This is a genomic window from Pseudomonas sp. WS 5071, assembly GCF_012985765.1.
GTDB classification, from domain to species: domain Bacteria; phylum Pseudomonadota; class Gammaproteobacteria; order Pseudomonadales; family Pseudomonadaceae; genus Aquipseudomonas; species Aquipseudomonas lundensis_A.
Window position 1 is genome coordinate 66,229 of sequence record NZ_JAAQWY010000022.1, and the last position, 21,324, is coordinate 87,552.

A 21,324-nucleotide genomic window follows, 5' to 3' on the forward strand; every position below is an offset into this window, starting at 1 on the left:
ACGATCAAAAGGAAATTGAAACATGGGCCCATGGCTCGATAGCGTAACTGGCTGGCTAACAGCCAACCCGCAGTGGCTGGGCCTCGCGGTATTTATTGTGGCGTGCGTTGAATGCCTGGCCATTGCCGGGATTATTGTGCCGGGCACCGTGCTGTTGTTTGCAATCGCCGTTATGGCGGGCAGCGGCGCCTTGTCCCTGGGCGAAACGTTATTGCTCGGCTTTCTCGGCGGCTTGCTGGGAGATGTTGCCTCATACGCGCTGGGCAGACGCTTCCATCAGAATATTCGGCGCCTGCCGCTGCTGCGCACTCACCCCGAGTGGATGAACGGCGCCGAAGGTTACTTTCACAAGTACGGCATCGTCAGTTTGCTGGTGGGGCGCTTCATCGGCCCGCTACGCCCCATGTTGCCGATGGTGGCAGGCATGTGCGACATGCCCATCCCGCGGTTTATCGGCGTCAGCCTGCTGGCCGGCATTGGCTGGTCGGTGGCGTACCTGCTGCCCGGCTGGGCGACCGGCGCCGCCATCCGCTTGCCATTGCCTGACGGCTTCTGGCCACAAGCGGCGATAGTCGCGGTCGGGCTGGCGGCCTTGTTGGGGTTGAGCATCAACGCCAGCATTCGGCGTCAATCCAGGGCCACCTTGCTGATCGGTGCACTGAGCCTGACGCTTCTGTTAGCGTTGTTCGTTGGCTACCCGTACATGACAGCGCTGGATCAGGGCATTTCTGCGCTGGTGCAGGAACATCGCAGCAGCACCATGGACATGGCCGCCGTGCTGGTGACGCAAATCGGCAACTTCCGCACCCAGTTTCTGGCGGCGGCACTGGTGTGCATCATCCTGTTGCTGACCCGGCAATGGCGCGCGATGTTTTTCTTCGGCGGGGTGACGTTATTCACAGCGCTGGCCAATACCGCCACCAAGCTGTTTTTCGCCCGGGTTCGCCCTGACGTACTGGTTGATCCGCTGACCAGCTACAGCATGCCCAGCGGCCACAGCTCGGGCGCGTTTGCGTTCTTTGTGGCGTTGGCGATTCTTGCCGGGCGCGAGCAACCGCAGCGTATGCGTATCACGTGGGTATTGCTGGGATGCCTGCTGGCGATCACCGTCGCCATGTCGCGGGTGTACCTCGGCGCTCACTGGCCAACAGACATCATGGCCGGTGCGTTGTTGGCAATCACGGTCAATGCCTTCGGTCTGGCCCTGTGTCAACGCTACATGCCATTAAGCCCCCTACCGCAGAAAGTCTGGTGGCTGATCCTGCCCGCCAGCATGGCGTTGTATGGCTTTTTTATGTTGGCGCACATGTCCAAAGAGCTGCTGCGCTACGCGTATTGACAGCTGAAACGCAGGGCGGGGATCAATTCAAGGTTTCGCCTTGATACTCGCCCTGCATTTCGTCCAGCAACACCTGAATACCGTCCAGACGCTGCTGCGGGTCATCGACTTGCAGCAGTTCAAGCTTGTCTTCCTCGGCAAAAGGCAGCAAGTAGGCCAGTTGATTGGCCAGCGATTGCTGCCCCACAACGTCAGGGTTCATGTTCAGCGCCGCCACCATGGGGTGCTCGGCCAACGCTTTGAGCAGCGCCAGCAAGTCTTGGTCTTCGTCCGCCAGGGGTTGTTCGGGGATCTCGTCCAGCCATTCAACGTCGGCCTGTAATAACTGGTCGCGCTGCAGGTCCATGCTCAGAATTTCAAAGCGGCGCCCACCTTCGACCCGTATGCCCAGCAGGCCGTTCTCCTGCTGTTGAAAATCGCGGATGAGCGCTTCGCACCCGATGAGTGCAATGTCTTCGGGGGCATCGCCCACTTCACTACCCTCCAGAATGCACACCACCCCAAAGCCGGTCCCCTGCTTCATACAACGGCTAATCATGTCGAGGTAGCGCGCCTCAAAAATTTGCAGATCCAGTACACACCCGGGAAACAGCACAGTCTTGAGAGGAAACAACGGCAATGTCATGTCTACGTCCTTACACCATGAGGCTGACGGCCAACGGTAGAAATACCGCCGTGCCCACACCCATTAAACTCATCGCCAACGCCGCGAAGGCGCCGCACTCTTCACCTTCCTGCAAGGCCACTGACGTTCCGACTGCGTGAGCCGTCATGCCCAGCGCCATGCCCCGCGCTTCAGCGCTGTGAACATGCAGCAGGCTAAGCAAGCCCGGCCCGGCAATCGCGCCAATGACCCCGGTAATCAGCACAAACACCGCCGCCAGTGCTGCGACACCGCCAATTTGCTCTGCCACCAGCATAGCAATCGGCGAGGTCACCGACTTGGGCGCCAGCGTCATCAGCACCATGTGTTCGGTGCCGAACCACCAGCCCAACACCACCACGAGACCGGTGGCAAACACCCCCCCAATCACCAGCGTAGTAAAGATGGGCCAGAACAGTTGCCGGATTCTTCGCAGGTTCAAGTACAGCGGCACGGCCAGCGCCACAGTGGCCGGCCCCAGCAGGATGCTCAGAATATCGGTGTTTTTGCGGTATTCGTCGTAGCTCAGGCCACAACTGAGCAGCACACCGATAACCAGCAGCATCGAAGCCAATACCGGTTGCAGGAAAATCCAGCGGGTTTTCTCAAAAGCCGCCAGCACCATCTGATAGGCACCCAGGGTAATGCCAATGCCGAACAGCGGATGATGGATCACAGCCTGCCATGCGCCTTGCCATTCCAGGGTCATGGCCGCTCCTCCGGCGCTTGATGACGCTTGAGCAAACGCTGCATCAGCACACCCACGAACGCCATCGACAACAGCAGCGACAGCACCAGCGCGCCAACAATCGCCCAAAAATCGGCAGCAATATCACTGGCGTAAACCATCACGCCCACCGCCGGTGGCACCAGCAGCAACGGGAGATAGCGCAACAGACCGCTGGCCGCCTGACTCAAGGGCTCGCTGACTTCACCGCGCACGATCAGAAAGACCAAAAGCAGCAACAACCCGATGATCGGGCCGGGCAGCACAGGGATGAACAAGTGATTGAGGGCAGTGCCGAGCAATTGAAACAGCACCAGCCAGGTCAGGCCGCGTAACAACATCTCTCATCTCCAGCGATCTTTTTTTGCGCCGCATTATAAGCACGCTCACCACAGCCTGGCTTGGCTAAAGGCAGGGGCCTTCGGGAATATCACAGGATGTTTCATGTCGCCCTATAGAGCGGCTTCCATTGCTGCGGCATACTCGCAGGCCTAACTTTTCGGATCCTGCCATGCGCCCATTTGTACCCCTTGCTCTGACGTTGCTGCTGACGGCCTGCGGTGACGGCGAATCGCTGTTGCCCCCGGACGCTCGCCTGCCCGATGGCGGGCGCTACCGCGGCGAAGTGGTCAATGGTCTGTTGCAGGGCCAAGGCCGCATCGACTACCCGAACGGCAATTGGTACGCGGGGGAATTCAGCAATGGGGTGTTTCAGGGCCAGGGCGAATGGCACGCCAGCAATGGGGACGTGTACCGCGGCAAATTCGAGGGTGGCCTGTACAACGGACAAGGCAGCCTGACCACCCACGACAGCGACTACGTCGGCGGCTTCAAACAAGGCCGCCGCGAAGGTGAAGGCACCCTCAAACAAGGCGGCATGAGCTATCGCGGCGACTTCAAAGATGACCAGTTTTCCGGCTTCGGCCACCTGGAACTGGAGGATGGCAGCGAGTATCAGGGCCAGTTTGCCCACGGCAAACCCCATGGCGAAGGCAAGCGCAGCGATGCCAGCGGCAACGAATTCACCGGCACCTTTGTCAATGGCCAGCTCGAAGGCAATGGCATTTTTAATAGTGCCGAAGGGGATCAATACGAAGGCGAGTTCAAGGACAACCAGCTCAACGGCAAGGGCCGCTTCGAAAACGCTGACGGCGACGTGTGGATCGGTGAGTTCAAGGACGGCGCGCTGACCGGCAAAGGCGAGTTCATCGGCGTTGATGGCAGCCACTACCGCGGCCAATTCAACGAATGGCGCTTCAATGGTCCCGGCCAGCTCAACATGGCCGATGGCAGCCGCTATGTCGGTGATTTCGCCAATGACACGTATCAGGGCTATGGCACCCTGACGCTGAGCGACGGCTCGGTCGAGAAAGGCTACTGGATCAACGGGCTGCGCGTGCGCGACGAAAAAGGCGAGCTGCTGCCGGACCCGCTTGAACTGGGCCTGCTCAATCAGGGCAAGTTGCTTGACCAGGCCCTCAAAGCGGTTCCACACACCACCCCGGCGGTAGAGCTGTACAGCCTGGTGCTGGGCGGCGACGGCAAGCAAAGCGTCTTTCTGCGTGAAGCCGATTACGTCAGCGACATGCTCACCAGCCGTTTCGGCAGCCGCGGCAACATCAGCCTGGTCAACCATCGCGACCACTTGATGGATCGCCCCATGGCCACCCGTGAAAACCTGCACCGTGCCGCCAAGACCCTGGCCGAGCGCACGGGCCCGGAAGACTTGGTGTTCATCTACCTGACCAGCCACGGCACCCACGATCACGAACTGGTGCTCGACCAGCCGCGCCTTGAACTGGCAGACCTGCCCGCCGAGGAGTTGGCCGCCGCGCTTGCCCCGTTGAAGCATCGCGACAAGATCATTGTGATTTCTGCCTGCTACTCGGGCGGATTCATCCCGGCGCTCAAGGATGAAAAAACCTTGATCATGACCGCTTCCGACGCTGACAAGGTTTCGTTTGGCTGCTCGGAAGAAGCCGACTTCACCTACTTCGGCAACGCCCTGTTCGCTCAGGCCCTGAACCAGACCGACGATCTGCAGCAAGCGTTCACACTGGCCAAGCAATACGTGGCCGAGCGCGAACAGGCCGACAATTTCGATGCATCCGCACCTCAAATCTGGGCACCGAAAGGCGTCCTGAACCACTGGCAGCGCCTGCGTGAGCAACAAGCGCGGCAAGCGTTGCATTAATCCGATGGAACAGCATGGACGCCCAGAGTGACTAAGCTGAATGTATCAAGGGAGATTTCGCATGTACCTGACGCCTCAGCACATCCTGCTTGCGGGTGCCACCGGCCTGACCGGTGAGCTGTTGCTAGACCGTTTGCTTAACGAACCGACGGTAGAACGCGTACTCGCCCCCTCGCGCAAACCCTTGGCCGACCATCCGCACCTGGAAAACCCGGTGGGCGACCCCGCCGTGTTTCTGCCCCAACTCAGCGGCCCGGTCGATGTCGCGTTCTGCTGCCTGGGCACCACCATCAAACAGGCCGGTTCCGAAGAAGCCTTTCGCGCCGTGGACCACGACATGGTCGTGGCCTTTGCCAAACGCGCGCGTGAAATGGGCGCCAGGCATTTGATCGTCATCAGCGCCATTGGCGCAGACCCGGAGTCATCCATTTTCTACAACCGGGTCAAAGGTGAGATGGAGCAATCCTTGCGAGCGCAGGACTGGCCTCAGTTAACCATCGCCCGCCCATCTCTGCTCATCGGCGAACGCCTGGAAGAACGCCCGGCAGAGAAAATTGCAGGTCTTTTTTCAAAATTGATCCCCGGCAAATACCACGGCATTGAAGCCTGTGAACTGGCCCGGGCACTGTGGCGACTGGCGCTTGAAGATCAGCAAGGCGTGCGGGTGATTGAGTCCGACGAACTGAGAAAACTGGGCAAGTAACCCGCTATAGCCCGCCGTTGGCCTGAACCCCGACGCCCAGCACGGTCAACACCGACAACGGCAACAAAAGCGTATCCAGCAAGGCGCTGGCAGGCAGGTCCAGCCCCGGATAACGCGGGGGCTGGGCGCCAAAGCGGTCTTGCGCACAGCACCCGCCTTGCAACGCATACCAATCGAGCCGCGTACCCGAATACACCACCGGCGCCCCCGGCTTGGCGGCGTCCAGCGTGCGAACGCTGGCGCAACCGCCGATGTGCATGAGCATCAACACGCCCAACAAGGCTTTACTCATCGCCGCCCACATGGTGCTCGCCCCAACGCGGGAGCATGTCCTGCGGGATATTGAGCAGGTTAAGAATGCGCGCAACCATGAAATCCACGAGGTCATCAATGGTCTGCGGCTGATGATAAAACCCTGGCGACGCCGGCAAGATGATGGCGCCCATGTTCGACAGCTTGAGCATGTTTTCCAGATGAATGCTGGAGTACGGCGCTTCGCGCGGCACCAGGATCAACTGGCGACGTTCTTTGAGCGTTACGTCTGCCGCCCGCTCGACCAAATTGTTGCACGCGCCCGTGGCAATGGCTGACAGCGTGCCCGTGGAACAGGGCACCACCACCATCGCTGCCGGAGCGCCGGACCCCGACGCCACCGGCGACATCCAGTCTTCCTTGCCATACACGCGGATCTGCCCGGCAGCTGCCCCGGTGTATTCGGTCAGGAACGTCTGCATGGCCTGCGGCTTGGGTGGAAGATTGACGTCGGTTTCGGTCGCCATGACCAACTGCGCGGCCTTGGAGATCAGGAAATGGACTTCACGGTCTTCGCGCACCAGGCAATCGAGCAGGCGCAATGCGTAAGGCATGCCCGATGCACCGGTCACGGCCAGGGTAATGCGTTCCGGGCCACTCATCACAGTGCGTCCGCCAGTTTGCCGTGCAGGCCACCGAAGCCGCCGTTACTCATAATCACCACGTGGGTGCCGGGCTTAACGCGGGTTTTGACGTCCGCGATGATGGCGTCCAGCGAATCGCAGACCCGGGTCGACACAGGGCTCGATGCAACCGTTGCCGCCAGATCCCAACCCAGATTGGCCGGCGCGTACCAGACCACGTGATCGGCCTGAACCACACTCTGCGGCAGGCCATCACGGTGCGCACCCAGCTTCATGGAGTTTGAGCGCGGTTCAATGATCGCCACCAACGGCGCATCGCCGATACGCTTGCGCAACCCGTCCAGTGTGGTGGCGATGGCGGTCGGGTGGTGAGCGAAGTCGTCATAGATCGTGACGCCATTCACTTCAGCCACTTTTTCCATTCGGCGTTTCACACTTTTGAACGCGCTCAGGCCGTCGATTGCCATGCTCGGCACGACCCCGACATGCCGGGCTGCGGCCAGTGTTGCCAGCGCGTTGGCGACGTTGTGCTGACCGGTCATGTCCCACTCGACAGTGCCCTGAACCACGCCCTCGAACAGCACGTCAAAGCGCGAGCCGTCATCGCTCAACAGGCGGGCTTGCCATTGGCCACCCTCACCCGTGGTTTGCACCGGGGTCCAGCACCCCATATCGATCACACGCTGCAACGCAGGTTCTGTGGTCGGGTGAATCACCAGCCCTTCGCTCGGAATAGTGCGCACCAAGTGGTGAAATTGCCGCTCAATCGCAGGTAAATCAGGGAAGATATCAGCGTGATCGAACTCAAGGTTGTTGAGGATCGCGGTACGCGGACGGTAATGGACGAACTTGGAACGCTTGTCGAAGAAGGCGCTGTCGTACTCATCCGCCTCAACCACGAAAAACGGCGTGTCGCCCAACCGCGCCGACACGGCAAAGTTTTGCGGCACGCCGCCGATCAGGAACCCCGGCGCCATGCCGGCATGTTCCAGCACCCAGGCCAGCATGCTGCTGGTGGTGGTTTTGCCATGCGTACCGGCCACGGCCAGCACCCAGCGACCTTGCAGCACGTGATCGGCCAGCCATTGCGGCCCGGACACATAAGGCAGGCCCTTGTTCAGGACGTACTCAACGGCCGGGTTACCCCGTGACAGCGCGTTACCAATTACTACCACGTCAGGTGCGGGGTCCAACTGGGCAGGGTCGTAGCCTTGGGTCAATTCAATGCCTTGAGCTTGCAGCTGGGTGCTCATCGGCGGATAGACGTTCGCGTCGGAACCTGTCACGTGATGGCCCAGTTCTTTGGCCAATACCGCCAGCGAACCCATGAATGTGCCGCAAATACCAAGAATATGAATGTGCATAGTCGACCTCGAAAATCATCGGCGAAGGGTAGCGTAGGGGACTTTTTTTCGCACCTGATGATTAGGATGAGCGCCTGGCTTAACGCTCAATGCCATGCTTGCGCAGCTTTCTGTACAGCGTATTGCGGCTGACCCCCAGTTGCAGCGCGGTATGTGTCATGTGCCAGCGATGCAACTCCAGCGCCATCAACAAGGCCATTTTCTCGGCTTCATCGAGCGGGTGTTCAGGCGTTTCAGGGGCTTTGGGTGAGGTTTGACGCATAGTGGCTGGCAAGTCCTGCAACCTGATGCGCCCGTCTTCACATAAGGCCGCCAAGATACGCAACACCGTACGCATTTGTCGTACGTTGCCCGGCCAGTTGAAATCAAGCAGCGCCTGACGTGCCTGCGGGTCAATCACCAACCGCTCCTGCCCCGCCTCCTCGGCCAGCAGAAAATCCAGCAACTGGCACTTGTCGCTGCGATCACGCAAGGCGGGCAAAGCGATTTCCAGTCCGTTGAGTCGGTAATACAAGTCTTCGCGAAAACTGCCCTGCTCCACGCGCTCGAGCAAGTTGCGGTGGGTGGCACTGATGATGCGCACGTTCACAGCCTGCGGCTCGCCACCAATCGGCACCACCAGTCGGTCCTCCAGTACGCGCAGCAAACGGGTCTGCATGGCCAGTGGCATGTCACCGATTTCATCGAGAAACAAGGTTCCGCCATCTGCCTGTTGCAACTTGCCTTGCATGCCCTCTTTGCGCGCACCGGTAAAACTGCCGCCGCGATAGCCGAATAATTCACTCTCAATCAGGCTTTCGGGAATCGCAGCGCAGTTGAGCGCCACAAAAGGCTGGTCCGTGCGCAGACTCGCCTGATGCACCGCCTTGGCAAAGGCCTCTTTACCCGAGCCGGTCTCGCCATTGACCAACAGCGGCACGTCGCGCTCGAAGACCCGCAACGCGCGGCGAAAATCAGTTTGCAACGCATCGTCGCCCAAGCAGATCCCACTCAGGCGCGCAGGCGCTGGGTCTGGTTGAACGCTGACCGGCGTGGGTTGACTGCGGGCCTGGCCGCGCAATGCCGCAAATAAAACGCGACCATCACGGGTGCGCAGCGGCCAACTGGCGCTGGCCTGCGGGCTGGCGCGGGCGAAAAGCTCATCGCGCGGGCAATCAAATACCTGATCGACGGTTTGCCCGATCAGCCCGCCGCGCACATGCCCCAGCAGGTTCAAGGCACTCTGGTTGACCGCAGCAATCACGCCCTCGCCATCGAACGCCAGCATGCCTTCGCTAAATAGCCCCACCGATTGTGCTTGCAGGTGAAAGCGCAACAGCCACTGGTCTTCGAAGTGACGCAAGAAATAGCTGCTTTCGATGATTTTTGCCGACAGGTTGACCAGCGCCATGGTGTGGAACTGGCTTTGGCGCGACACGTCGTGGCGGGCCGAAGACACGTCCAGCACGGCCAGCAAGTCACCCTGCGGGTCAAACACCGGGCTGGCCGAACACGTGAGTCCGGTGTGGCGACCGCGAAAGTGCTCATCCTGATGAATGGTCAGCGCTTGTCGCTCAACCAGACAAGTGCCAATGCCATTGGTACCTTCGCGGGCCTCACTCCAGTCTGCCCCCAGCCACAGCCCGGCCCGCTCAAACACTGTGCGCTCCGTGGGCGCGGTCACGCAGTTCAGGATCACGCCCCGGGCATCGGTCAGTAATACCGCATGACCGGCACCCGATAACTGTTGATGCAAGCTGTTCATTTCATGACTGGCAATGTGCAACACCTGCTGCAAACGCTCGCGCCCTTCCAGAATGCGACCGTGTTCAAGCACCGTCGGGGCGACAGTTTGAGCGGGATCGAGGTGGTAATCCTCCAGGCAGCGTTGCCAGGAGCGAACAATCGACGGGTCGCATCCTTGAGGACGGCCCTGAGTGACGTCGATGACTTGTCGGGCGTGCCGACTGATATCTGCACTGTGCATTTTTATTATTCTCCGCTCTGTCTCGGCGGTCTCGGCGTGTGCAGGGCAAATGCCCCGGGAGATGCGCCCAAGAACCAGTCCAAACCGAGCCCCCAGCATCCTCTTGCGCCGTATGCATTGCAATCGCCATCTGACTGGCCGGTCAGCCGCTGTACCGTTTTTGGTACAGAGTGTCACCCCCGACTGTGCCAGCCATGTCACAGCCCAGGTGCAAGAGAACGCTCAAACTCTGCTCAAAGCCCCGTTTTAGAGCATTCGAAACAATTTGGCCCGGCCTTTGCTCCGGCTTAGGGCAGCGCCACAGCGCGTCCTCCCATAAGCACAATAAAGCCAGGAGACACTCACCATGCGTTACGCACAACCCGGTACTGAAGGCTCGATCGTCTCGTTCAAGAGCCAATACGGTAACTACATCGGCGGCGAATTCGTGGCTCCCGTCAACGGTCAATATTTCACCAATACCTCACCGGTGAACGGCAAACCCATCGCCCAGTTCCCGCGCTCGACAGCTGAAGACATCGAGAAAGCACTCGACGCCGCTCATGCCGCTGCGGATGCCTGGGGCGCGACGTCGGTGCAGGCGCGCTCGCTGGTGCTGCTGAAAATCGCTGACCGTATCGAACAAAACCTTGAGCTGCTGGCCGTCACCGAAACCTGGGACAACGGCAAAGCCGTGCGCGAAACCCTGAACGCCGATGTACCGTTGGCGGCCGACCACTTCCGTTACTACGCCGGGTGCATCCGCGCCCAGGAAGGCAGCGCTGCCGAGATTGACGGCAACACCGTGGCTTATCACATTCACGAACCGCTCGGCGTGGTCGGGCAGATCATCCCGTGGAACTTCCCGCTGCTGATGGCCGCCTGGAAACTCGCCCCCGCGCTGGCAGCCGGTAACTGCATCGTGCTCAAGCCTGCCGAACAAACGCCGCTGAGCATCAGTGTGCTGATGGAACTGATCGGTGACCTGCTGCCGCCGGGTGTGCTGAACGTGGTGCAAGGTTTCGGCAAGGAAGCAGGCGAAGCCCTGGCCACCAGCAAGCGGATTGCCAAAATTGCTTTCACCGGTTCGACGCCTGTGGGCGCGCACATCATGAAATGTGCCGCTGAAAACATCATTCCTTCCACCGTAGAACTGGGTGGCAAGTCGCCGAATATTTTCTTCGAAGACATCATGCAGGCTGAACCGTCTTTCATCGAGAAGGCCGCTGAAGGCTTGGTGCTGGCGTTCTTCAACCAAGGCGAAGTCTGCACCTGCCCTTCGCGCGCGCTGGTGCAAGAGTCGATCTACGACGAGTTCATGAAAGTGGTGATGAAGAAGGTCGAGTCGATCAAGCGCGGCGATCCGTTGGACACAGACACCATGGTCGGCGCACAAGCGTCCGAGCAGCAGTTCGACAAGATCCTGTCTTACCTTGAAATTGCCAAAAACGAAGGCGCCGAGCTGCTGACCGGTGGCGCCGTGGCCAAACTCGAAGGTGACCTGGCAACCGGCTATTACATCCAGCCGACCCTGCTCAAGGGCACCAACAAAATGCGCGTGTTCCAGGAAGAAATCTTTGGCCCGGTGGTCAGCATCACCACCTTCAAAGACGAAGCCGAAGCGCTGGCCATCGCCAACGACACCGAGTTCGGACTGGGTGCTGGCCTGTGGACCCGCGACATCAACCGCGCCTATCGCATGGGCCGTGCGATCAAGGCAGGTCGTGTGTGGACCAACTGCTATCACCTCTACCCGGCGCACGCCGCGTTCGGCGGGTACAAAAAGTCCGGCGTCGGCCGTGAAACCCACAAAATGATGCTCGACCATTATCAGCAGACCAAAAACCTGCTGGTGAGTTACGACATCAACCCGCTGGGCTTCTTCTAACGGCCTGGTCTGCAGGAGCGAGCCAGCTTCGCTCCTGCAGACATCCGGGTTGGCCCTTCTCTTGCTTCACACCCTGTCAAATTTTCCAAACTATAAAAGAACAGGTGAATGCACATGCCTAGCGAACCAATCGCCGCCGCAGCGGCTCCCTCTTCGGTCGACTTTGAAAAAGTCGGCTCCGATTACTTTCAACAACGCGAACTGAAAAAAGGCGCCGCCGGCTGGGTCCTGCTGGTAGGGCTGGGCGTGGCGTATGTGATTTCCGGCGACTATGCCGGCTGGAACTTCGGCCTGGCCCAAGGCGGCTGGGGCGGTATGTTCCTCGCCACATTGCTGATGGCCACCATGTACCTGTGCATGTGTTTCTCGCTGGCCGAGTTGTCGTCAATGATCCCTACGGCAGGCGGCGGCTATGGCTTTGCCCGCAGCGCCTTCGGCCCATGGGGCGGATTCCTGACCGGCACGGCGATCCTCATCGAGTACGCCATCGCCCCGGCCGCCATTGCCGTGTTTATCGGCGCTTACTGCGAGTCGCTGTTCGGGATTGGCGGCTGGATGATCTATCTGGCGTTTTACATCATCTTCATCGGCATCCACATTTTTGGGGTCGGTGAAGCGCTCAAGTTGATGTTCATCATCACCGCCGTGGCCGCCATTGCGCTGGGGGTGTTTCTGGTGTCGATGGTGCCGCACTTCAGCGTCGCCAACCTGCTGGACATCCCGGTGACCGAGGCCAAGGGCGCCAGCCCGTTTCTGCCCTTCGGTTATGTGGGCGTGTGGGCAGCCATCCCTTACGCGATCTGGTTTTTCCTCGCCGTTGAGGGCGTGCCGCTGGCCGCCGAAGAAACCAAGAACCCGAAACGCGACCTGCCGCGCGGCTTGATCGGCGCCATGCTGGTGCTGGTGACATTCGCGTTGATGATTCTGGTCATCGGGCCGGGCGGCGCCGGGGCGCATCATTTGATGGCCTCGGGCAACCCGCTGGTAGAAGCCTTGAGCAAAGCCTATGGCGGCTCCACCTGGATGGGCGGTTTCGTCAATCTGGTCGGCCTGGCCGGTTTGATCGCCAGCTTCTTCTCGATCATTTACGCCTATTCGCGTCAGATCTTCGCCCTGTCCCGTGCAGGTTATCTGCCACGCAAACTGTCCGAGACCAACAAAAGCAAGGCGCCGGTTCTGGCCCTGATCATCCCCGGCATCATCGGCTTTGGCCTGTCACTGACCGGACAAGGCGACCTGCTGATTCTGGTGGCTGTGTTTGGCGCGACCATTTCTTACGTGCTGATGATGGCCGCCCACATCACCCTGCGCATTCGTCGCCCCAAAATGGAGCGTCCGTACCGCACACCGGGGGGCATTTTCACCTCCGGCGTCGCGCTGGTATTGGCATGCGTGGCGGTAGTCGCCGGTTTCCTGGTCGACCCACGCGTGGTGATTGGTGCTGCCGTGATCTATGGCGTATTAATTGCCTACTTTGCGTTCTACAGTCGGCATCACTTGGTCGCCGGCACACCTGAAGAGGAATTCGCGGCGATCCAGAAAGCCGAAGAAACCTTGCACTGATCGCTGAGCATCCCGCCAGACGCCTCGCGTCTGGCGTCAAGGAGCACCCTGTATGGCAACGTTTTCCCATGCGGTAGGCACGCAGACTTACCGCTTTGACAGCCTCAAAGAGGTGATGGCCAAGGCCAGCCCGGCACGCTCCGGCGATTTTCTGGCGGGTGTGGCCGCGCAAAACGACGGCGAGCGGGTTGCGGCACAAATGGCACTGGCCGACATCCCGCTCACGCATTTCCTGCACGAAGCGCTGATTCCTTACGAGACCGATGAGGTTACGCGACTGATTATCGACAGCCACGACGCCCGGGCTTTCAGCGTGGTCAGCCACCTGACCGTCGGCGGGTTCCGTGACTGGCTGCTCAGCGACGCAGCCGATGAACACAGCTTGCGTGCCCTTGCGCCGGGGCTGACGCCGGAAATGGCCGCGGCCGTGTCGAAGGTCATGCGCGTTCAGGACCTGATTCTGGTGGCGCAGAAGATCCGCGTCATCACCCGGTTTCGCGGCACGCTGGGCCTGCACGGCCGCCTGTCAACGCGCCTGCAACCCAACCACCCCACCGATGACCCGGCCGGGATCGCCGCCAGCATTCTCGATGGCCTGCTCTACGGCAATGGCGATGCCATGATTGGCATCAACCCGGCCACCGACAGCATTGCCTCGATCTGCGACCTGCTGAAGATGCTGGACGCGATCATTCAACGTTACGAAATCCCCACTCAATCCTGCGTGCTGACCCACGTCACCACCTCCATTGAAGCGATCAACCGCGGCGTGCCGCTGGATCTGGTGTTTCAGTCCATTGCTGGCACCGAAGCGGCGAATGCCAGTTTCGGCATCAACTTAAATGTCCTGCAAGAAGGCTATGACGCCGGTTTGAGCCTCAATCGCGGCACGTTGGGCAACAACTTGATGTATTTCGAAACAGGTCAAGGCAGCGCGCTGTCGGCCAACGCGCACTTTGGCGTCGATCAACAAACCTGCGAAACCCGCGCCTATGCCGTGGCGCGGCATTTCAAACCGTTTCTGGTCAACACCGTGGTCGGTTTCATCGGCCCCGAGTACCTGTACAACGGCAAGCAGATTATCCGCGCCGGGCTTGAGGACCATTTCTGCGGCAAGCTGCTCGGGGTGCCGATGGGCTGCGACATCTGCTACACCAACCACGCCGAAGCGGATCAGGACGACATGGACACCCTGCTGACGTTGCTCGGCGTGGCCGGGATCAACTTCATCATGGGCATTCCGGGGTCGGACGACATCATGCTCAATTACCAGACCACCTCGTTCCATGACGCGCTGTATGCGCGCAAGACACTCGGGCTCAAGCCTGCACCCGAGTTCGAACAATGGCTGAGCAAGATCGGCATTTTCACCCAGCGCGATGGCCGCATCGAATTCGGTCACCAACTGCCGCCGGCATTTCGTCAGGCGCTGGCCCATTTGGGAGGTCATTGACCATGGCCACTACCCCACACGACAACACAAATCCGTGGCGGGCGCTGCGCAGCCTGACCCCCGCACGCATTGCACTGGGCCGCACCGGCACCAGCCTGCCGACCCATGCGCAGCTGGATTTCCAGTTTGCCCACGCCCAGGCGCGCGATGCCGTGCATTTGCCATTCGATCATGCGAGCTTGAGCGCTCAACTGAGCGAGCGCGGCCGTGACAGTTTGTTGCTGCACAGCGCGGCGGCCGATCGCCACACCTACCTGCAACGCCCTGACCTTGGCCGCAGACTGGACGAGGCCTCGGCGCAGCGTTTAAGCGATTACGCGCACACCAACCCCGGCGGAGTCGACGTGGCCGTGGTGGTAGCCGATGGCCTATCCGCGCTGGCGGTTCACCGGCACACCTTGCCCTTTCTGGCGCGCATGGAAGAGCACATCGTCAGCGATGGCTGGTCGATGTCACCTGTGGTGCTGATCGAACAAGGCCGGGTGGCGGTGGCGGATGAAGTCGGCGAACGGCTCGGGGCAAAAATGGTGGTGATGCTGATTGGCGAGCGGCCCGGGCTCAGCTCCCCGGACAGTCTCGGGCTGTATTTCACTTATGCGCCCAAGGTCGGGCTGACTGACGCCTACCGCAACTGTATTTCCAACGTACGACTGGAAGGGCTTAGTTATGGCATGGCCGCTCATCGGCTGGCGTATCTGATGCGTGAAGCCTGCCGTCGGCAGTTGTCGGGTGTAAACCTCAAGGACGAAGCTCAGATTCAGACACTGGAAACGGACACGTCCCGCGATAATTTCTTACTGAGTGGCCAATAAATACAGCGGCTAGTCGCTATTCTGTTGACCTGCGGCTGCTCTTAAGCAGCGCAGGCCTGCAATCGACAGCCGCTGCGGGTTCTCTCTATCGTTCTGACCGTAATACACGCTTCGCTACAAACTCTAGAAGCAGAATTTGCTTCAATCCGTATAATCCGTCCGGTTCAAAATGTACGAAAAAACTACACCCCCTGTAGTTCATTACCTTTTTCCCCGCACAGACCTGCTGAGCCGGGTCATCAACACAGGTGCTTTACATGGATTTCAACCCGATCGACATCATCCTGCACCTCGATGTGTACCTGGACATGCTGGTAAGAGATTACGGCGTGTGGATTTACGCCATCCTGTTTCTGGTGATTTTTTGCGAAACCGGGCTGGTGGTCATGCCGTTCTTGCCAGGCGACTCGTTGCTGTTTATCGCAGGCGCTGTGGCAGCGGGCGGTGGCATGGACCCGGTGCTGCTCGGCGGTTTGCTGATGCTGGCGGCGATTTTGGGTGACAGTACCAACTACGTTATCGGGCGAACGGCGGGCGAACGGCTGTTCAGTAATCCGGACTCCAAGATTTTCCGTCGCGACTACCTACAAAAAACCCATGATTTCTATGACCGCCACGGCGGTAAAACCGTGACCATGGCGCGCTTCCTGCCGATCATCCGGACTTTCGCCCCCTTTGTAGCCGGTGTGGCACGCATGCCCTACCCGCGCTTTTTCGGCTTTAGCGTATTCGGCACCATCCTGTGGGTCGGCGGTCTTGTCACGCTGGGTTACTTCTTCGGTAATGTACCGTTCATCAAGAAAAACCTGTCGCTGCTGGTGGTGGGTATCATCCTGCTGTCGCTGGTACCAATGATTGTCGGTGTGGTGCGCAGCCGTCTGGGGCGCACCCCTTCTAAAGCCTGATCGAGAAAAACCCATGTGGTCGCTGAGCGAATGGAGACGCCAGAGGATTCTTGCCCAGCACCCGGTAGCCCCGGATGCCTGGCATGAGGTGCGCCAACACCTGAGCATTCTCGACGGTCTGGATGACGAACAAGACAAATGGCTACGTGAGCACAGCGTGCTGTTTTTGCAGGACAAACACCTGACACCGATGCCCGGTGTTGAACTCACCGACGTCGGCCGGTTGCTGCTGGCTGCGCAAGCGCAATTACCTTTACTGAACCTGGGTGAGCTGGACTGGTATCAGGGCTTTCACGAAATCGTGCTGTACCCCGACGATTTCGTCAGCCCGCAGCGTCACCGCGACGCCAGTGGCGTGGAGCATGAGTGGGAAGGTCATCACAGCGGCGAAGCCTGGCAGCATGGCCCGGTGGTGCTGGCCTGGCCGGGCGTTCTGTCGAGCGGCGGCTGGGAAGGGTACAACCTGGTGATTCATGAGCTGGCGCACAAGCTCGACATGCTCAACGGTGCCGCTAATGGCATGCCGCCGCTGCACAGCAGCATGAATGTCAACGACTGGTCCAACGCCATGCAAGAGGCCTACGACCACCTCAACCACTACCTTGATCACCACAACCCCGATCACGCGCCTATCGACCCGTATGCGGCTGAAAACCCGGCGGAGTTTTTTGCGGTCATCAGCGAATACTTCTTCAGCGCTCCTGATCTGTTGAACCAGGCCTACCCGCGGGTTTACCAACAACTGAGCCTGTTTTATCGTCAGGACCCGTTGACCCGCTTACAAACGCTTCAGCGCGAACATGTCGGATACCGCGCACAGCACTGATCGCCCAGGCGTGACGTCGTTGCAGGAATACGCCTATAATCGCCGCCACTTTTTGGCCAAATCGGCCAAGCAAACTGGCCTACTAACGGGGGCACCGCCCAATGAGCTACAGCAAGATTCCGGCTGGCAAAGACCTGCCGAATGACATCTACGTCGCTATCGAGATTCCGGCTAACCACGCGCCGATCAAATATGAAATCGACAAAGACAGCGATTGCCTGTTCGTTGACCGCTTCATGGCCACCCCGATGTTCTACCCGGCCAACTACGGTTTCATCCCGAACACCCTGGCCGACGACGGTGACCCCCTCGACGTGCTGGTCGTGACCCCTTACCCGGTTGCACCAGGTTCGGTTATCCGTGCCCGCCCGGTCGGCATCCTGCACATGACTGACGACGGCGGCGGCGATGCCAAAGTAGTTGCAGTGCCACACGACAAGCTGTCGCAGCTGTATGTGGACGTAAAAGAGTACACCGACCTGCCACCTCTGCTGATCCAGCAGATCCAGCACTTCTTCGAGAACTACAAAGACCTCGAGAAAGGCAAGTGGGTGAAAATCGAAGGCTGGGGCGACGCAGAAGCTGCCCGCGCCGAAATCACCAAGTCGGTTGCTGCTTACAAAGGCTAAGTGTTGAGTCACTTGTTACGGCAAGTTCCTACACAAAAAACCCCGGTCTTCCGGGGTTTTTTATGCCTGCTTAAACACCGTAAAACACTATGTTCACCGCGTACAAATACGTCGCACATCAAACGTAGGAAAAGGCTTTTGAAGCCCGCGATATCTCTGGTTCTTGCGTGTCTTTTTTGAACGTTTAGTTTATTTAAACGGCGCATTCTTCTCCGTAAACTCCGCCAGCATGAATACATCCGGTGATCGTCTAAGGCTCCTGTTAAGGGAATGCCATTTATCCGCTTCGGACTTCGCTGCCAATCGCCGCGTTACGCCGCAGCACGTCAATAACTGGTTCAAGCGCGGCATACCCATGGCCCGACTTGACGAAATCGCCGAGCTGCTCTGTGTGAACAGTCGCTGGCTACGTACGGGTGAAGGTTCTAAACACCCTAAAGGGCCCAGCACACATGAACCTCTGCGTGCGCCATCAGAGGCACACCTCACGCCCCTTCGACCCACCAGCGTTACACCCGACAGAACCGATGCCCGCCTCGCGTTTTACAACGAGGTGTTAACCCCCTGTGGCACCGGGACGCGCGTCATGGAAATACCTGACGGCCATATACGCCTCGACAACGCGATCTTGCGAGCCGCAGCCGTGAGCCCCGAACACGCCATTTGCGTCCCGATGATTGGCAACAGCATGGCGCAAAAAATTCAGAGCGGCTCCACCCTCGCCGTCGACAGCAGCCTGACACACATCGTGGACGGTGAGATTTACGCCCTCGAACAAGACGGCATGCTGCGCATCAAATACGCATACCGCCTGCCGGGCGACGGACTGCGACTGCGCAGCCACAACAACAGTGAATACCCTGACGAGACGTACTCGGCCGAACAGATTCAGGCACTGAATATCCGCATATTGGGGTGGGTATTTTGGTGGTCGACCCTCAACACTCGCAGGCCTGCTGTGCCACACCCGCTTGAAGACAACTGACTGACGACCCGCACTGCCGGGCAACCCGGACCGGTTTTAGCTGGGAAACCTTCGCGAAGTTGAGTATGCTGCGCCGCACACCTTGCAACCGCCGCGAGCGGTTCGCACGACCAGACGGCCACACGCCTCTGCGTCCACCTCCGCATGCTTTAACGCTGGATGTCCAAATTGAAGGTGGGTACGGTTTACCAAAAATAAACCACATCCTCCCCCGAGAAGCCGGCCACAAGCCGGCTTTTTAATGCCGCCAACTAATTGATATATATGATATTTTTGTCGAAACGGAATAGCTAGCCCATACTTTGGCCCATACGCTGTCTTTCACGTTTCGGGATGTAATTTCTGCGTATCACGGCAACGCGACACGCCGAAATCTATCGCTGAAAAAGCGCTCGTAGGGGCTGGTGTCGCCGTCGATTGCTCGATCAAGCATGGTAATCAGGTCAGCATCAGCAACTGGTATCATCACACCTCTGCCGTCTCGGTAGGTGTCATTGCACCGCTGGATCAGGCGCTCCATATTTTCCGCCTCTCTGAAAAGCAAGATTCCGAACTTTCCCCTATTCATGGAGAATCTACCGGATAGCTGATCAACCTCAGGATTTGCAACCTCTCTCGTGTAGTTTTTGCACTCTGCAAATATAAACTGAGCAGGTGTTTGATGGATTGTGTGAAGCCGATAAAAAAACCCACGTGCCGCTGCATTATCAAAAACTATGTCAATTCGTTTGCGCCCGTCGTGAATCTCCGCCTCAACCACTGGGCAAATAACATCTGGGTAAAGAAGAAACTCCAATATACCCACTGCTACACGATGATAATCTGTTGCACCGTCCGCGCCTGCAGCTACATTACCGAGCTTCCTCTTTAGATACTCTGCAACAACAACATTATCCCGGCCATCCAGCTCCTCGTTGCCTAGCGATTTAGCGTCGCTCGCGATCCAATTCTTAAAGTCTGCAAATACATCCGGATGTCTCCCAGTGAAATCAGTCAAAAACCCTTTAGAATATGGAGCAACTCGCTCCTTCAACGAGATTTTGGTTACAAAGGGACTACCATCACGTCTATGCCCTACAAGTGGCGTCGCTCTTCGTATGTGATCCTCCTGAAGAAACTCGAGAACAAATTTATTGTAGTATCGCTGAGGGGTATATTTTTTAGCGTAAGAAACCACAGCTTTGGGAACAAATATTATTGGTCTCTGATCGATAACTAACATCTCTTGAAAGCTCGTCTCCCACGCAGAAATATTCCTATTCCAATAGAACCCACTTTGAGCGTTTCTCTGCATCGGAATCAACCAGAGCCGACACTGCGACTGTGTATATTCAATCAAATGGAGTCTTATAATATTGACGGTCATATCAGAGACTTTATCTCGATCAATACCATCGATAAAAAGCCTAAAATCCTGTAGATCTTCAACCACACCAGTTTCTACGGAACGACTGGTGATGATGCTTTGGAAAAGCTTCTCGCCATCAACACTTCCTATTGCATTGCCTCTGGGCCGATCTGAGGAGAGCCCCAAACAAATTTCATTTGGCTCGTGCAGGTAATTCAACAAACCCCGCGCTCTCTCCATCTCGCCAGCTCTAAAGAGGTTCACGAACGTCTGAAAAAAACTTCTTAGTGTGTGGTTTGCGTTCACAGACCACGAGTCTTGCTTCACGCTCAAGAAGGTAGGATCCAAAAAAAGCGGGAGGTCGATATCTGTGTCGATATCTACGAAGTCTAATTCAAACTGATTAGCGTTCAACTGAAACCGGTCGCTTATTTTCATCATCTCTTCCGTTGAGTGAACTGCAGCAGGGTCCTAAGCGGACTGGGCCCAGTAGCTGAATATGCCCCATCATGGACCTGGCTGGGGCGGAGTTTCAAGGCGTAAAGCGATCCAGCGACACCACCAATAATCAATGTGTCATGCAAGGATGGAGGGTGCCAGGCTCCCATTTGCATCCACGCGGAGCGAAATAATGGAAAAACCGGCAAGGCACTACCCTTTCAAGGTTCTCAGTTCAAACGTCTACAGCTATCCTGATCAATCTGTGTACCTCGGCGATCCCCGCATGAGCATCAACAAGGCCGTCAAGCGCATGGATACCAAAAAGCTTCAGAACAAGCTGGCACAGTTCGCCGCAGATCGCGACTGGGAACAGTTCCATAACCCCAAGAACTTAGCCATCGCTCTTTCTGTTGAGTGCTCAGAGCTACTGGAGGAGTTTCAGTGGCTAACTGATGAGCAGGCCTTGAGTGTCATGGATCGACCAGAACAAGCCGAGCGCATTCGTGAAGAGATGGCAGATGTGGCCTCATATCTGCTTCAGCTTGCCAGCAAGCTAGACATCGACATCGAAGATGCACTTCTCAAGAAAATTGAGAAAAACGCCGTCAAATACCCTGTGGAAAAATTCAAGGGTAGCGCCAAGAAGTACAACCGATGAGTGCT

20 protein-coding genes are annotated in these 21,324 nt (G+C 58.2%); 12 read left to right on the forward strand and 8 right to left on the reverse strand.

All coding sequences use genetic code 11. From position 1 onward, the window contains the following. Positions 1-22: 22 nt before the first annotated feature. Positions 23-1,339, forward strand: a complete 1,317-nt coding sequence (locus HBN61_RS14740) for a bifunctional DedA family/phosphatase PAP2 family protein (RefSeq protein ID WP_170047025.1) — start codon at positions 23-25, stop codon at positions 1,337-1,339. A 22-nt stretch (positions 1,340-1,361) separates the two neighbouring features. Here the strand turns inward: HBN61_RS14740 and HBN61_RS14745 are convergent, their stop codons facing one another. From HBN61_RS14745 to HBN61_RS14755, 3 genes are read right to left on the reverse strand one after another with little or no spacing between them, the layout of a single operon-like run. Then, positions 1,362-1,964 carry an LON peptidase substrate-binding domain-containing protein gene (locus tag HBN61_RS14745; RefSeq protein ID WP_170047026.1) on the reverse strand — a complete coding sequence of 201 codons (603 nt, stop codon included), beginning with the start codon at positions 1,962-1,964 and terminating at the stop codon, positions 1,362-1,364. Between the two features lie 10 nt (positions 1,965-1,974). Further along, positions 1,975-2,691, reverse strand: a complete 717-nt coding sequence (locus HBN61_RS14750) for an LrgB family protein (protein ID WP_170047027.1) — start codon at positions 2,689-2,691, stop codon at positions 1,975-1,977. Then, positions 2,688-3,050: a CidA/LrgA family protein gene (locus tag HBN61_RS14755; protein ID WP_094992156.1), complete on the reverse strand. Its 363-nt coding sequence runs from the start codon at positions 3,048-3,050 to the stop codon at positions 2,688-2,690. Before HBN61_RS14755 ends, HBN61_RS14750 begins: the two co-directional genes overlap by 4 nt. A gap of 170 nt (positions 3,051-3,220) precedes the next feature. On the opposite strand from HBN61_RS14755, the gene HBN61_RS14760 reads away from it, so the two are divergent. Both HBN61_RS14760 and HBN61_RS14765 read left to right on the forward strand, forming a co-directional pair. Next, on the forward strand, positions 3,221-4,903 hold the full coding sequence (locus HBN61_RS14760; RefSeq protein WP_170047028.1) for a C13 family peptidase: 1,683 nt from the start codon (positions 3,221-3,223) through the stop codon (positions 4,901-4,903). Between the two features lie 61 nt (positions 4,904-4,964). Further along, positions 4,965-5,606, forward strand: a complete 642-nt coding sequence (locus tag HBN61_RS14765) for an oxidoreductase (RefSeq protein WP_047273489.1) — start codon at positions 4,965-4,967, stop codon at positions 5,604-5,606. A 4-nt stretch (positions 5,607-5,610) separates the two neighbouring features. Here HBN61_RS14765 and HBN61_RS14770 read toward each other — a convergent pair whose 3' ends face one another. From HBN61_RS14770 to HBN61_RS14785, 4 genes are all read right to left on the reverse strand, one after another. Beyond that, on the reverse strand, positions 5,611-5,898 hold the full coding sequence (locus tag HBN61_RS14770) for a YceK/YidQ family lipoprotein (RefSeq protein WP_170047029.1): 288 nt from the start codon (positions 5,896-5,898) through the stop codon (positions 5,611-5,613). After that, on the reverse strand, positions 5,891-6,520 hold the full coding sequence (ubiX, locus tag HBN61_RS14775; RefSeq protein WP_047273487.1) for a flavin prenyltransferase UbiX: 630 nt from the start codon (positions 6,518-6,520) through the stop codon (positions 5,891-5,893). The genes HBN61_RS14770 and ubiX overlap by 8 nt, the downstream gene beginning before the upstream one ends. Continuing rightward, positions 6,520-7,866, reverse strand: coding sequence for a UDP-N-acetylmuramate:L-alanyl-gamma-D-glutamyl-meso-diaminopimelate ligase (mpl, locus tag HBN61_RS14780; protein WP_094992152.1), 1,347 nt, complete (start codon positions 7,864-7,866; stop codon positions 6,520-6,522). Before mpl ends, ubiX begins: the two co-directional genes overlap by 1 nt. A gap of 79 nt (positions 7,867-7,945) precedes the next feature. After that, complete coding sequence (locus tag HBN61_RS14785; RefSeq protein ID WP_170047030.1) at positions 7,946-9,832, reverse strand: sigma-54-dependent Fis family transcriptional regulator; 1,887 nt, start codon at positions 9,830-9,832, stop codon at positions 7,946-7,948. Positions 9,833-10,178: 346 nt separating this feature from the next. Between HBN61_RS14785 and exaC the strand changes: the two genes are divergently transcribed. The 8 genes from exaC (at position 10,179) to HBN61_RS14825 (ending at position 18,872) form a co-directional block, all read left to right on the forward strand. Further along, positions 10,179-11,699, forward strand: a complete 1,521-nt coding sequence (gene exaC / locus HBN61_RS14790) for an acetaldehyde dehydrogenase ExaC (RefSeq protein ID WP_094992150.1) — start codon at positions 10,179-10,181, stop codon at positions 11,697-11,699. Between the two features lie 114 nt (positions 11,700-11,813). Then, a complete protein-coding gene (gene eat, locus HBN61_RS14795) occupies positions 11,814-13,262 on the forward strand; it encodes an ethanolamine permease (RefSeq protein ID WP_094992231.1) in 1,449 nt (482 codons plus the stop codon). A 52-nt stretch (positions 13,263-13,314) separates the two neighbouring features. Continuing rightward, complete coding sequence (locus tag HBN61_RS14800; RefSeq protein ID WP_094992149.1) at positions 13,315-14,715, forward strand: ethanolamine ammonia-lyase subunit EutB; 1,401 nt, start codon at positions 13,315-13,317, stop codon at positions 14,713-14,715. 2 nt (positions 14,716-14,717) lie between these two features. Further along, a complete protein-coding gene (gene eutC, locus HBN61_RS14805) occupies positions 14,718-15,527 on the forward strand; it encodes an ethanolamine ammonia-lyase subunit EutC (protein WP_169963951.1) in 810 nt (269 codons plus the stop codon). A gap of 257 nt (positions 15,528-15,784) precedes the next feature. Continuing rightward, the gene (locus HBN61_RS14810) at positions 15,785-16,432 is read left to right on the forward strand and encodes a DedA family protein (RefSeq protein WP_094992147.1); all 648 of its coding nucleotides are present in this window, start codon (positions 15,785-15,787) and stop codon (positions 16,430-16,432) included. Positions 16,433-16,445: 13 nt separating this feature from the next. After that, positions 16,446-17,258: a M90 family metallopeptidase gene (locus HBN61_RS14815; RefSeq protein WP_170047031.1), complete on the forward strand. Its 813-nt coding sequence runs from the start codon at positions 16,446-16,448 to the stop codon at positions 17,256-17,258. A gap of 101 nt (positions 17,259-17,359) precedes the next feature. Continuing rightward, on the forward strand, positions 17,360-17,887 hold the full coding sequence (ppa, locus tag HBN61_RS14820) for an inorganic diphosphatase (protein ID WP_016779241.1): 528 nt from the start codon (positions 17,360-17,362) through the stop codon (positions 17,885-17,887). Between the two features lie 229 nt (positions 17,888-18,116). Beyond that, a complete protein-coding gene (locus HBN61_RS14825; RefSeq protein ID WP_094992145.1) occupies positions 18,117-18,872 on the forward strand; it encodes a LexA family transcriptional regulator in 756 nt (251 codons plus the stop codon). Positions 18,873-19,221: 349 nt separating this feature from the next. Here HBN61_RS14825 and HBN61_RS14830 read toward each other — a convergent pair whose 3' ends face one another. Then, complete coding sequence (locus HBN61_RS14830; protein WP_170047032.1) at positions 19,222-20,658, reverse strand: DUF8370 family protein; 1,437 nt, start codon at positions 20,656-20,658, stop codon at positions 19,222-19,224. Positions 20,659-20,851: 193 nt separating this feature from the next. Between HBN61_RS14830 and HBN61_RS14835 the strand changes: the two genes are divergently transcribed. Beyond that, positions 20,852-21,319: a nucleotide pyrophosphohydrolase gene (locus tag HBN61_RS14835; RefSeq protein ID WP_262498776.1), complete on the forward strand. Its 468-nt coding sequence runs from the start codon at positions 20,852-20,854 to the stop codon at positions 21,317-21,319. The last annotated feature ends 5 nt before the right edge of the window (positions 21,320-21,324 follow it).

What these genes read in the sequence shown, in the direction of transcription:
- HBN61_RS14750 (WP_170047027.1), bottom strand. Translation starts at nt 2,691, where the DNA reads ATGACCCTGGAATGGCAAGGCGCATGGCAGGCTGTGATCCATCATCCG.
- HBN61_RS14830 (WP_170047032.1), bottom strand. Translation starts at nt 20,658, where the DNA reads ATGAAAATAAGCGACCGGTTTCAGTTGAACGCTAATCAGTTTGAATTA.
- HBN61_RS14745 (WP_170047026.1), bottom strand. Translation starts at nt 1,964, where the DNA reads ATGACATTGCCGTTGTTTCCTCTCAAGACTGTGCTGTTTCCCGGGTGT.
- HBN61_RS14800 (WP_094992149.1), top strand. Translation starts at nt 13,315, where the DNA reads ATGGCAACGTTTTCCCATGCGGTAGGCACGCAGACTTACCGCTTTGAC.
- mpl (WP_094992152.1), bottom strand. Translation starts at nt 7,866, where the DNA reads ATGCACATTCATATTCTTGGTATTTGCGGCACATTCATGGGTTCGCTG.
- ubiX (WP_047273487.1), bottom strand. Translation starts at nt 6,520, where the DNA reads ATGAGTGGCCCGGAACGCATTACCCTGGCCGTGACCGGTGCATCGGGC.
- HBN61_RS14825 (WP_094992145.1), top strand. Translation starts at nt 18,117, where the DNA reads ATGAATACATCCGGTGATCGTCTAAGGCTCCTGTTAAGGGAATGCCAT.
- HBN61_RS14740 (WP_170047025.1), top strand. Translation starts at nt 23, where the DNA reads ATGGGCCCATGGCTCGATAGCGTAACTGGCTGGCTAACAGCCAACCCG.
- HBN61_RS14755 (WP_094992156.1), bottom strand. Translation starts at nt 3,050, where the DNA reads ATGTTGTTACGCGGCCTGACCTGGCTGGTGCTGTTTCAATTGCTCGGC.
- ppa (WP_016779241.1), top strand. Translation starts at nt 17,360, where the DNA reads ATGAGCTACAGCAAGATTCCGGCTGGCAAAGACCTGCCGAATGACATC.
- HBN61_RS14835 (WP_262498776.1), top strand. Translation starts at nt 20,852, where the DNA reads ATGGAAAAACCGGCAAGGCACTACCCTTTCAAGGTTCTCAGTTCAAAC.
- HBN61_RS14785 (WP_170047030.1), bottom strand. Translation starts at nt 9,832, where the DNA reads ATGCACAGTGCAGATATCAGTCGGCACGCCCGACAAGTCATCGACGTC.
- eat (WP_094992231.1), top strand. Translation starts at nt 11,814, where the DNA reads ATGCCTAGCGAACCAATCGCCGCCGCAGCGGCTCCCTCTTCGGTCGAC.
- HBN61_RS14760 (WP_170047028.1), top strand. Translation starts at nt 3,221, where the DNA reads ATGCGCCCATTTGTACCCCTTGCTCTGACGTTGCTGCTGACGGCCTGC.
- HBN61_RS14815 (WP_170047031.1), top strand. Translation starts at nt 16,446, where the DNA reads ATGTGGTCGCTGAGCGAATGGAGACGCCAGAGGATTCTTGCCCAGCAC.
- HBN61_RS14810 (WP_094992147.1), top strand. Translation starts at nt 15,785, where the DNA reads ATGGATTTCAACCCGATCGACATCATCCTGCACCTCGATGTGTACCTG.
- HBN61_RS14770 (WP_170047029.1), bottom strand. Translation starts at nt 5,898, where the DNA reads ATGAGTAAAGCCTTGTTGGGCGTGTTGATGCTCATGCACATCGGCGGT.
- exaC (WP_094992150.1), top strand. Translation starts at nt 10,179, where the DNA reads ATGCGTTACGCACAACCCGGTACTGAAGGCTCGATCGTCTCGTTCAAG.
- eutC (WP_169963951.1), top strand. Translation starts at nt 14,718, where the DNA reads ATGGCCACTACCCCACACGACAACACAAATCCGTGGCGGGCGCTGCGC.
- HBN61_RS14765 (WP_047273489.1), top strand. Translation starts at nt 4,965, where the DNA reads ATGTACCTGACGCCTCAGCACATCCTGCTTGCGGGTGCCACCGGCCTG.